Origin of the sequence: Lysinibacillus sp. FJAT-14745 (genome assembly GCF_001275675.1) — a bacterium.
Classification (GTDB): Bacteria; Bacillota; Bacilli; order Bacillales_A; family Planococcaceae; genus Lysinibacillus.
Genome location: NZ_LITM01000013.1, coordinates 48522 through 60260, shown reverse-complemented (window position 1 = coordinate 60260; position 11739 = coordinate 48522). Strand labels below are relative to the sequence as shown.

Here is an 11739-nt window from a genome sequence, read left to right as displayed (position 1 = left end):
TTCTAACCCCCTTATATTAGTGGCTGCCTAATGAATTAGGCTCAATTTTTTGGAATTTCGGATCTTCGATTTGAGTAATATACGCCATTTGATGACCAGGGAAGCCTTTCATACGCCAGCCATCCATATTACGATTACCGCCATATATGGGGTCAGAGTAAGCACCTTCTAATGTTGCTGCACGTAATAAAGTAAAGAAGAAAGCGGATGTGACACCACTCATTTGCACGTCACCTTTCTGGAAGGCAGTTAAAATTTCATCCATTTGCTTACCATCTATATCATTAAAGCTCTTTTTATAGCGATTCTGTGCTTCTGACTCTAACTTTTGAACACCTTGTTTAAAAATTTCCGCGCGCGTTAAACGACTCTGATAACCCTGTGTTGGGGCACCCTCACCAAATGGTCCATGCATATATTCTTTAGAATTACTGCCATATTGCCCTGCTAGCTGATGATCGATAAAGTAAGGCACATCTAAGCCCTTTGCTCCTGGACCTAAATCATCCTCAGGGAAAATACGTTCAGTAGCATTTGCTAAAATATTAAAATCTCGTTGATTCATAAAAAACATTTTAGCTTTTGGCGAACCAGTCTCTTCAGTAACAGTTCCATGCTGATCATGCTCTAGCGTGGCAGTTCCTTTACCATGCATTTTATAGCCTACAAGACCACCTATTAATCCACCGCCGACTAATGTACCTGCTGCGATCCCTGTTGTTTTTAAAAAATCACGACGTGAAATATCTTTTTCAGGACTCATAGAAATCCTCCCCTCAAAATGTATAGAAACTATTCTATTTTTTATAATCAGCAAAAAAAGTAAATTATAATCAGGTATATATGGAAAAAATTTTAATTTCATCCAATCAGTGAATTAGTTTGATGTAATCGAGATAGGTTGTGGATAAGTTGTGCATTAATTGTGTATAATGTGTGGGTAAATGCAAGCTACTAAGAGATCGATTACTACAACAGAGCAAATGTCTGTGGATAATCGTCGATGGGGGAGACAGTGGCAATAGAATGTTCAGCAAATGATGATGTACATAAATGAATAAATAAAGGAGCTTCCCAAGTAATGGGGAGCTCCTATCATTGAAAAGGTTAGTTATTTAAGTACTTCTTGCATAGCTTCAAATAGTTGCTCGGTAGAAATAATACGCTCGCCACCGCCTTGTACCATCTGATCACTGCCGCCGCCTTTTCCATTTACGAGTGGCAGTGCTTTTGCAGCAATGTCCTTCATACTTTTCTCAATTTTTGCGCCACGTGCTGCGACAAACTGAAGCTTGTCTTCATTTTCTGAAACAAGTAATACGATAGCGTCTGCCTGCTCAGCGACAACAGTCCGAGCTAATTTTTGAAGCTCTTGCATAGTACGTTGAGTAAAGGCAGCAGTAATAATACGTTTTTTACTGGAAACTAGCGCTTTTGCTTCATAATTTAGTAGCTCCTCTTTTGCTGCCACAAGTGCTTTTTCTGTATGTTTCTGTGTTGTTAAGATTTTTGTAAGTGCTGTAGCTGCTTCAATTTCAGGCACGCTTAATTGTCTTGCAACGTCAGCTAGTACTTTCTTTCGCATTGCAAGTTCCGCTAAAACGCGGTGGCCACAAACAAAGGAGACACGAATATTGCCCTTCATTTTTTCTGTGCCAAGGATTTTTAAAGCACTTACTTGTCCTGTGGATGTCGGATGGGTACCACCACAGCCGTTGTAATCAAAATCAGGAATAATAACAAGTCGAATATCTCCAGTGACGGCTACCTCTTTACGTAGGCTATAGTTTTCAAGTTCTTTTTCTGTAATCCATTTCGTTTCAATTGGACGATTCTCTAAAATAATTTCATTGGCGCGGGCTTCCGCGGTCACAAGTTGATCTTCCGTTAGGGCATCCACGGCAATATCAATTGTGACCTGCTCACTACCTAAATGGAAGCTAACGGTTGGTGCATCAAAAAGCTCGACAAAGGCCGCTGTTAAAATATGTTGACCTGCATGCTGCTGCATATGATCAAATCGTCGTTGCCAATTCAATATACCATGCACTTCGCCAGCTAAACTTGAAGAGTCATCTTGAATATAATGACGAATTTCATCATTAATTTTCTCAACATCAATGACCTCGATATCATTTAAAGTACCTGTATCATGAGGTTGTCCGCCTCCTGTTGGATAAAATGCAGTATTAGATAGCACCACGTAGTTACGGCCATCTTTATCTGTTCCACTGTTGATAACTGTTGCTTTAAATTCACGTAGCATAACATCTTGATAATATAGTAGCTCTTTCAAGAAAAAAGCCTCCTTTATGTAGAGTATTCTTAAGAGAAGTAGGTCTCTCAATTAGTTCCATTTTATTTTGGCATAATTACTTTCAAGTGTATACGAGTTTTCTAGTTGACCCATGCTGAATTTGATTTAATATATAAAAGAACAGGTTAACTTAAAGGAGATAATACAATGGAAATTACACAATTCTCAATGGAAGAAATTTTAGATCCAACAAACATTATTGAAGGTAAGCGTTATGAATTTATTTTAGATGTAGATATTGATGAAGAAGATGAGCTTTATCACGAAGCAGGAATTGAGCTTCGTGTACTAATTGCTGAAAAAGGTGAAGAGCCATTTATTTTAAATTACTTCATCATGGAAAAAGCTAAAGGTGAGTATTTAGATTTTGCATTAGAGGATGAAGAGCTAGAGGAAATTTTAGCTTTCTGCAAAGAGGAAATTGCCAAAGCATAGTACGCTCGTGTAAAAATCCCCAAACAAAAATTAATATTCTTATTTGATAAAATTCCGCTTTTCTTTCCATGGACAGGCACGAGGTACATTGGCGTACTCTTGTTTGTCTCCTGGGAGTCTATGCGGAATTTTAACTTTATGTCCAAAAATATCTTTTGACTGCCTTATTTTTAAGTTAAGGATTATTTAAGATTGGTGAAATATTCGTGTTGTGTTTATGAGCTAAACTAAGTTTAAGATATAAAAAAACGGGGATTTTTAAACGAAGAGGTGCTCTATGCCAGTTTATACACATTCTATTATGGTAGCTTTTTTAATAACCATTTTTTCATCCTTTGTACTATTTGTACCTTGGCTAATTTATACGTATCGGAAATATGGCTACTTATCTGTATCTAAAACCATTATTACGTTCTCATTTATTTTTTACTTTTTATCGGCATTATGCTTAGTTTTATTGCCTTTCCCGGAAACACGTGATACTTGCTCTCTGCAAGCCCCAGATACAGTCCATTATAATTTACATCCTTTTCAATTTGTCACTGATATTTTAAAGGATAGTGAGATTGTTCTGACGAATCCATCAACTTGGATTTATATCCCAAAGCAGCCTGCTTTTTATCAGGCATTCTATAATTTCTTACTGCTCATGCCTTTTGGCGTATACTTGCGTTATTTTCTTAAAAAAAGAGAGTACTGGAAGCGTGCATTTCTATTTAGCTTTTTGCTAACATTGTTTTATGAGGTAACCCAATTTACGGGGATTTATGGCATCTTTAATTGTGCGTATCGAATTTTTGATATGGATGATTTAATGCTTAACAGTGTTGGCGCACTATTAGGGTTCTTTTTAGCTCCTGTTGTGTGGGCGCTGTTTCCTTCTCATGAAGAGGTGGCGGCTAAAGCAGCAGAGATGGTCGAAAAAGATATCGTCAAGCCATTATCTATTTTGTTAGCACTAGCAATGGATTTAATTATCGCACAGTTCATTTTGTTCATCATTGGTGCTGTAACAGGCTATAGTGGCGTTTTCGAATTTTTAGTAAAAATTGCTTTGTATATGTTGCTATTTGGTGTTGTTCCAAGCTTTTCAAATGGCGCAACGTTAGGGATGAAGTTTATGCGCTTTACAATGGTAAGTGAAAACGGCAAAAGTATTGTAAGTCAATCATGGCGCCGTTGTGTTGCTATTCTCGTAGTAGTCTGTACTTCGGAGATTATAACGATTATAGGCCATATAAAATTAGATATGGATTCACCATTTTATATACTACAAATTGTCATTACATTGTTAGCCTTTATAGCGAACTTTGTTTTAACGATGGTTATTGCTATGCATGTAATACGAGTCATTGTAAGTGGAGGTAAACGCCGTTTTTATATGGACTATTATGCAGGCTTACTAGCAACGAGAAAAAAATAAGGGGGATTGTTGGATGAAATATGTAATCGTCGGAGGAGATGCTGCCGGCATGTCCGCAGCAATGGAAATTTATCGAAATGTACCAGGAGCAGAGATTACATCTGTAGAACGTGGCTTTATTTATTCATATGGGCAGTGTGGCTTGCCCTATGTTGTAGATGGGCGTATTTCATCGACAAAGCGTCTGATAGCAAGAGATGTTGAAACGTTTCGTGATAAGTATCGTATTGATGCCCGTGTTGGACATGAGGTGAACGGAATTGACGTAGACAAAAAACTTGTTTTTGGAACACAGTCATCTGGGGAATCATTTGAAATTCCCTACGATAAGCTGCTTATTGCAACAGGCGCAGATCCTATTATGCCAGTGGAGAAGGGTTCGGATTTAACGGGTATACACACGGTGAAAACAATACCTCAGCTAGAGGATTTACTAGCCGATTTAACGCCAGATATAGAAAATGTAACAATTATAGGCGCAGGCTATATCGGGCTAGAGATGGCCGAGACGATACATGCTTGCGGCAAAAAAGTAAGATTGATTCAACGAGGTAGTTATGTTGCAAAAATCCTAGACGAAGAGTTTGCGCAACATGTTCATGAGGAAGCAAAAAAGAACGACATTGAGCTTGTGCTAAACACAAAAGTAGAGGCGTTTGAGGGCAATCACCGTGTTGAGCGTGTTATGACGGACAATGGCGCCTTTGATACAGACTTAGTCATTATGGCTGTGGGGATTAAACCGAATACCCAGTTTTTAGAGGGAACAGGCATAGCATTAGCAAAAAATGGTGCGATCATCGTTAATAGACATTTAGAGACTTCTGTTGAAAATATTTATGCTGCGGGAGATTGTGCAACGCATTTTAATATTGTGAAAGAACGCTTAGATTATATACCTCTTGGCACGACAGCTAATAAGCAAGGTCGTTTAGCGGGACTCAATATGTCGGGCAAGTTTGCGCCGTTTCGTGGTATTGTAGGTACTTCGATCTTAAAGTTTTTCAATTTAACGATCGCCACGACAGGTATTAATGAGCTCAAGGCTAAAGAGCTAGGCTTTGAATATGAGGCATTCAAATTGTCTGCTCGCCATATTGCAGGTTATTATCCAGGTGCACAACGGATTTATATGAAAATTGTTGTTCGTAAACGAGATCAGCAGCTATTAGGAGCACAGATTGTGGGACCTGCGGGTGTTGATAAACGGATCGATGTGTTTGCGACAGCCTTATACAATAAAATGACGTTACCAGATTTACTAGATTTAGATTTATCCTACGCGCCTCCATTCAATGGTGTTTGGGATCCTTTACAACAGATTGCCAGAATCAATGCGCGTTTATAACATAGGGGGTTATTAGAAATGAGCATATACGACATTCAGGTTGCTTTAGAAGATGGTACTGAATATAGCTTAGATCGTTATAAGGGCAAGGCAATGTTAATTGTTAATACGGCTTCCAAATGTGGTTTTACACCGCAGTTTGAAGAATTAGAAAGTCTTTATAAAAAATATCAGGATGAAGGCCTTGTCGTTCTTGGCTTCCCATCAAATCAGTTTAAGCAAGAGGTAGCGACTGCTGAGGAAGCGGCATCACAATGTCGTTTGACATATGGGGTGACGTTCCCTATGCATGAAATTGTGAAGGTCAATGGGAAGGATGCACACTCTATTTTTGAGTATGTGACATCACATTCAAAAGGCTTTCTCGGCAACAGTGTAAAATGGAATTTCACAAAATTCCTTGTGAATCGTAATGGTGAAGTTGTTGGACGCTATGGATCAGCTGATAAGCCAAGTAGCTTTGAGGATGATATTAAAAAAGTATTAGCATAATAAAGTGGGGGATTCACGCACAGTTTCGTGTGTGAATCCTTTTTTTGTGTGCTTTGAAAGGTAGATGTCGATAAAATTCAGAAGTTGGTCGATAAAACGTGAAAGTTAGTAGATAAAATTCAAAAGTTGGGTGATAAATCCAAAAGTGTTCCGATAAGACTCAAACGTTGGATGGCATTTTGTTAAAACGTATGTCATGTGGATAGGTTGATTTAAGGTTGTTGTAAGCTTGCGTCAAATTTGCTGTAAGTTTGGGGTCGTATACTGAAGTCAGAAAGAAGAGGTGAGCGTTTATGACGCCATTATTAAAGGTACAAAACGTAGAAAAAACTTACGGCAAAGGCGCAAATACATTTACAGCGCTATCGAATATATCATTTGAAGTAGAAAAAGGAGAGTTTGTTGGTGTAATGGGGCCTTCAGGGGCCGGGAAATCGACGCTACTAAATGTGTTAGCGACAATTGACACACCAACGACTGGTGAAATCATTATTGGAGATACAAACTTAGCGCACATGAAGGATGCTGAGTTAGCAGATTTTCGTCGCGACAATCTAGGCTTCATCTTCCAAGACTATAACTTACTCGATTCTTTAACAGTTCGTGAAAATATCGTACTGCCGCTTGCGATTGCAAAAGTGCCAACAAAGGCAATTAACGCAAGGGTAGAACGCATAGCTACACTGTTTGGGATAAAAGAGTTACTCGATAAATATCCATATCAAATTTCAGGTGGGCAAAAACAACGTACCGCATCATCACGTGCATTAGTGACAGAGCCGAAATTAATTTTTGCGGATGAGCCGACTGGTGCTCTCGATTCAAAATCGGCAACAGACTTACTTGAAAGTTTAAGTGATCTGAATAATTCTCAAGCAGCCACAATTATGATGGTTACGCATGATGCATATGCAGCAAGCTTCTGTCAGCGTATTCTATTCATTCAGGATGGACAGCTTTCCAAGGAAATTCATCGTGGTATTCAAACAAGAAAGCAGTTTTTCCAAGAGATTTTACAGGTGCTTGCTGGCATCGGAGGTGGAGTAAATGACGTTATTTAGTTTAGCGCGTAAAAATATTCAGCGTAATTTGTCGAACTACTTTTTATATATCGCTTCGATGGTCTTTAGTATCGTCATCTACTTTACGTTTGTGACATTAAAATATAATGATGATCTTTTAGCCTCACAACAATTTTCACAGCAAATTAAAGGATTGATGAGTGCATCATCCGTTGTGTTATTATTCTTTATCGTCATCTTTATGGCGTATTCCAATTCGTTTTTTATGAAAAAACGAAAAAAGGAAGTAGCACTTTACTCGCTACTAGGTGTGCGTAAGCAGAAAATCGGCTTAATGCTCTTTTTTGAGAATTTAGTGATCGGTTTTGTTTCTCTAGTACTAGGAATTGTTCTTGGATTCTTTATGTCACAAGGATTATTAATGATTTTAGTACGTTTAATGGGCTATGAGGTTGTAGGGAGTTTAACATTTTCCGCGGAGGCTCTAGTAAATACAGCAGGAATTTTTGCGCTACTATTTTTATTCACATCTTTACAGGGCTATCGTGTCATCTATCAATTTAAATTGATTGACCTGTTCCACGCTGAGAAGCAAGGAGAGAAAATTCCGCGTGCATCATTATTAGCAGCTATTCTTGGGGCAGCGCTACTTGCATTTGGTTATTATACAGCGTCTTCAGATATCTTTACGAGTAATATTTGGAAATTATTCACAGTTTTTGGTACTCCACTAATGGTTATAGGTGTAACGATTGCAGGGACATATCTGTTATTCCATAGTGTGAGCGTATTTGTGTTAACGGCGTTGAAAAAAGCAACTTCTTGGTCATGGAAAGGCTTGAATTTAATCGGTGTATCACAATTATTGTACCGTATTCGAGCAAATGCTAAATCTCTTTCGATCATTGCTATTTTAAGTGCGACAACAATCACAGCAGGTGGCGGCGTTTTCGGAATGTATTACAATGCTGAAGCCAGTGTACGTCATATGCTACCTAACACATTTATGTGGAAGGGTGATGCGGTGAAATTTTCCCAAGAAAATGTCTTGTACAACGAATCGCTTTCTGTGAAAAATTTACGCGTGGATAATGAATTTTCGTTTTTTGAATATACATTATTAAAGGAATCCGACTATAATCGTCTAGCAAAATTGCAGGGGAAAGATGAAGAACTGCACATTGCAAATGGTTCAACAGTTTTACTTGATGCAAGCTTCGATGAACGTTTTTCACATGATTTTACGAGTGAAGAGTTTAAATTGGAGAACGGTGAATCATTCCATGTTGATAAAATGTATACAGAGAGTGTATTAAACTTTAATCCAGCTGGTACAGTCCTCGTTGTTAATGATAAAGTGTTCGCTGCAACAAATGCAGAAAGTATTAAAATGCAAGTAGTTGGTATGGATAATGACTTGAAGCAACAGGCTATTTCAAAGGAAATTTACAATCAACTAGCTACTGAACAGCAGGAAGGGTTTTCAAGTGTTCCGCAAAGTTATGAGGATAGTTTAGCTACTGTAGGATCACTATTGTTTGTAGGAAGCTTTTTAGGACTAGTATTTTTAGCAGCGACAGGCAGTATTATTTACTTCAAAGTTTTAACAGAGGCAGAGGAAGATCAGTCTAAATATGCAATTTTAAATAAAATCGGTGTTAATAAAAAACAAATATTAAAAACAGTTGCAGGGCAGGTTGCCGTTATCTTTAGTGCACCGCTCGTTGTCGGAATCGTCCATAGTGCATTTGCGCTGCTAGCCTTTTCACAGCTATTTGGTATGGATATAACTAAACCAGTAATACTGTGGATGATTGCTTATTCAGCAATTTACGGCATATATTATATCTTTACAGTTCGTTCATTCTATAAAATTGTGAGACAGGGGAATTAATATGAAAAAGGTTTTCTTAGGTATTGGAGCATTGTTCTTATTGTTCGTAGCAGGCCTTGTTGTTCTGATGACCGTAGATTTTAACCGTTTAAATAAAGAAGCATACTATGTTCATATCACTACTGATGGTGAAGTAGAGGAATATAAGCTAGATAGTGGAGAAATTACGAAAATGTATTGGTACGAGCTACCTGCTTATGACGAAAACGGTAAAGAGCAAACATTAAAGTTTTCAGCTCAGAAAAATTTACGCCATGATGCATACATGAAGCTTTATGTAAAAAACGAAACGGAAGTTACATCATATGATGAAGTAAAATTCCATGAGCTACCTAAAAAAGTACAGGAGCTAATGAAGAAATAAGAAAAAGGAGTAGTCCCATATCGGGCTACTCCTTTTTTTCTTCTTGTAATTGAATGCTGACAGTTGTACCTTGTTGTTCTTCAGAGGTAATCGTTACAGTTCCACCGTGCGCTTCAATAATATCTCTAGCAATAGCAGTACCTAACCCGGTACCATGTGTTCGTTCAGTATTTGTACCTCGGTAATAGCGCTCAAAAATATGTTCAAGATCTTCTGCAGCAATGCCTTTACCGTTATCAGAAATCGTAATAGAATGATCATCAACAAGAATATTAACTGAAACATCAGAAGGATTATGAAGCAATGCATTGTGTAAAAAATTCATTACCGCTCGTCGCATAAAGTGCTCGTCAATGTGATGCTTGATAACATCTTTAGTTGCATTAAATTCAATATCGGCCAGCTCATATTGTGGTGTATTGAGTGTATCGATAACGATTTCGCGAATAAATTGCACCATATTTACCTCGGTTAAACTGAGCGGAAGCTGTTGATGTCTTAATCGCATAGTTAAATTTAAATCATCTAGTAAATCTTGCATATGCAATGATTGTTTTTCGATAATTTGAGCGTATTCTGTTTGTTCATGAGGAGTTAATTTCCCATCATTCAGTAGCTCCGCATAACCACGAATCGAGGCAAGAGGCGTTTTCATATCGTGTGAGACATTACTGATCCATTCCTCGCGCATTACCTCTAATCGTTTACGCTCCTGCTCATGTGCAGCTAACTCTCTTGATACCTCATTTAAATTCTCAAAAACTGGTTTGTACACGCCACCTGGCATTTTAATAGGCATATGCTCACGATTCTTTAAATGACGAATACGTTCAATCATTGCATATAGAGGCTTAGTCAACGTTCGGCCGAAAAGCCAGCCAACGAGTGCAGCTACTAATAAATCAGCAATGACAATGAGAAGCCCAAACTTGCCGATAAATTGTAATGCTGATGTTCCAGAAATATGAAATACATATCTAGAAATACCACTTCCCTTGACGCCAATAAGATAACTAATGCTTTCTTTACTTCCCATATAAACGGTTGTATCACCATCGAATTCTTTATATTTATAAACTTGAATTAAGTCAATTGGCGCATAGTGTGCAGGAGCTTTCTCTGGAGCGAAATGGGCATCAATGACTTGTCCATTAGCATCGAGCAATTGAATCCAAGCATTTCGCTTGTGCAATTGTTGAAGCCCATCCTCACTTATAGAAGGTGTTCCGTTACTTATATCAATATACTGTTGGAACTCGCGCACAAAATTTTGTTCCGCATACGTAGTTGTATCGTCGTAATTATTTCTCTGCTGGAAAATAAAAAAACCAATTAAAATGGCTGTATTCACAAAAATAACAATGATAACTATGGAAAGCACAGAAAGTAGAAAGCGGGCAGTTAGTTTCCATTTCATCCTTGCGCCTCTTTTGGAACGACAAATTTATAGCCAAGCCCTTTTACAGTTGTAATATATACAGGCTTTGAAGCATCTTTTTCAACCTTTTCACGCAGCCGTCGAATATGCACCATTACGGTATTGTCTGAGCCGAAAAAGTCCTCACCCCATACACGCTCAAATAGAGTTTCTTTACTTAAAATTCGATTAGGATTATTCAAAAAGCAAGCCATCAAGCCGATCTCTTTCGCTGTTAGCTCCAATAAAACGCTGTCCTTATGTACCTCCGTTTCATCCCCATTAAGCAAGAATGGACCAACTTGAATCGACTTCACGGAAGCTACTGACGCTGCTTCCTGCGTCTGGTAGCCAGCTCTGCGAAGCTGTGCCTTCACACGATAGGCAACCTCTTTAGGACTAAAAGGTTTCGTAATATAATCGTCTCCTCCGATCGCAAGTCCTAAAATTTTATCAATTTCCTCATTTTTCGCTGACATGAAAAGCACTGGCACATGCGACACCTCTCGAATACGACGACATAAATCATAGCCCTCGCCATCTGGAAGCATCACATCAAGAAGTACAATATCAGGTTGTGTCTGTTGAAAGCTCGTCCATGCTTCTTGAACAGAGCCAGCTGTATGAATTTGCTTATAACCTTCTTTTTGTAGGCTGACTTTTAGAAGGTTTGCTAAATCAGCCTCATCATCCACCACTAGAATAGTTGGTTCTTGCATAGTTCACACGTCCTTTCCTCTTTATTATTGTAAATCTTCATTTTAAGAATAGCGTTTAGTTAAACGGTTTAGCAGTAGCGCGATAAACCTTTCATTACTATCTCAAAAAAGGTTCTTCATTATTACTTTATGTGACTCATTATAAATGAAACATGCTTAAAAAAGGAATTGAGACATTACTTGAAAAAAATATAAAGATGTTTGCTGATTAGTTACCTTTAAAGGAAAAATAATGGCTCATCACCATAACTTGTGGTTGATTTTCTATCAATTCAATAATTTTACATTTTACTATAGAAGAAAAGCGA

11 protein-coding genes are annotated in these 11739 nt (G+C 38.0%); 7 read left to right on the top strand and 4 right to left on the bottom strand.

Going from position 1 to position 11739, the window contains the following annotated elements; genetic code table 11:
• Positions 1 to 16 precede the first annotated feature (16 nt).
• Positions 17 to 763: a gluconate 2-dehydrogenase subunit 3 family protein gene (locus AMS59_RS19520; RefSeq protein WP_053485390.1), complete on the bottom strand. Its 747-nt coding sequence runs from the start codon at positions 761 to 763 to the stop codon at positions 17 to 19.
• A gap of 348 nt (positions 764 to 1111) precedes the next feature.
• Entirely contained in the window at positions 1112 to 2296 is a 1185-nt protein-coding gene (locus AMS59_RS19515) for a serine-tRNA(Ala) deacylase AlaX (protein ID WP_053485389.1), read from the bottom strand.
• 168 nt (positions 2297 to 2464) lie between these two features.
• On the opposite strand from AMS59_RS19515, the gene AMS59_RS19510 reads away from it, so the two are divergent.
• The 7 genes from AMS59_RS19510 (at position 2465) to AMS59_RS19480 (ending at position 9295) form a co-directional block, all read left to right on the top strand.
• A complete protein-coding gene (locus tag AMS59_RS19510) occupies positions 2465 to 2752 on the top strand; it encodes a DUF6509 family protein (protein ID WP_053485388.1) in 288 nt (95 codons plus the stop codon).
• A gap of 277 nt (positions 2753 to 3029) precedes the next feature.
• Positions 3030 to 4175: a VanZ family protein gene (locus AMS59_RS19505; RefSeq protein WP_053485387.1), complete on the top strand. Its 1146-nt coding sequence runs from the start codon at positions 3030 to 3032 to the stop codon at positions 4173 to 4175.
• Between the two features lie 13 nt (positions 4176 to 4188).
• The gene (locus tag AMS59_RS19500) at positions 4189 to 5523 is read left to right on the top strand and encodes an FAD-dependent oxidoreductase (RefSeq protein WP_053485386.1); all 1335 of its coding nucleotides are present in this window, start codon (positions 4189 to 4191) and stop codon (positions 5521 to 5523) included.
• An 18-nt stretch (positions 5524 to 5541) separates the two neighbouring features.
• The gene (locus AMS59_RS19495) at positions 5542 to 6015 is read left to right on the top strand and encodes a glutathione peroxidase (RefSeq protein WP_053485385.1); all 474 of its coding nucleotides are present in this window, start codon (positions 5542 to 5544) and stop codon (positions 6013 to 6015) included.
• 293 nt (positions 6016 to 6308) lie between these two features.
• Positions 6309 to 7076 (top strand): ABC transporter ATP-binding protein, encoded by a 768-nt coding sequence (locus tag AMS59_RS19490; RefSeq protein ID WP_053485384.1) that lies wholly within the window; start codon positions 6309 to 6311, stop codon positions 7074 to 7076.
• A complete protein-coding gene (locus AMS59_RS19485) occupies positions 7063 to 8931 on the top strand; it encodes an FtsX-like permease family protein (protein ID WP_053485383.1) in 1869 nt (622 codons plus the stop codon). The genes AMS59_RS19490 and AMS59_RS19485 overlap by 14 nt, the downstream gene beginning before the upstream one ends.
• Position 8932: 1 nt before the next feature.
• Complete coding sequence (locus tag AMS59_RS19480; RefSeq protein ID WP_053485382.1) at positions 8933 to 9295, top strand: YxeA family protein; 363 nt, start codon at positions 8933 to 8935, stop codon at positions 9293 to 9295.
• 25 nt (positions 9296 to 9320) lie between these two features.
• On the opposite strand, the gene AMS59_RS19475 is transcribed toward AMS59_RS19480, so the two are convergent.
• Together AMS59_RS19475 and AMS59_RS19470 are read right to left on the bottom strand one after the other, a co-directional pair.
• Positions 9321 to 10712 (bottom strand): sensor histidine kinase KdpD, encoded by a 1392-nt coding sequence (locus AMS59_RS19475; protein WP_053485381.1) that lies wholly within the window; start codon positions 10710 to 10712, stop codon positions 9321 to 9323.
• Positions 10709 to 11431: a response regulator transcription factor gene (locus AMS59_RS19470; protein ID WP_053485380.1), complete on the bottom strand. Its 723-nt coding sequence runs from the start codon at positions 11429 to 11431 to the stop codon at positions 10709 to 10711. The genes AMS59_RS19475 and AMS59_RS19470 overlap by 4 nt, the downstream gene beginning before the upstream one ends.
• Positions 11432 to 11739 lie beyond the last annotated feature (308 nt).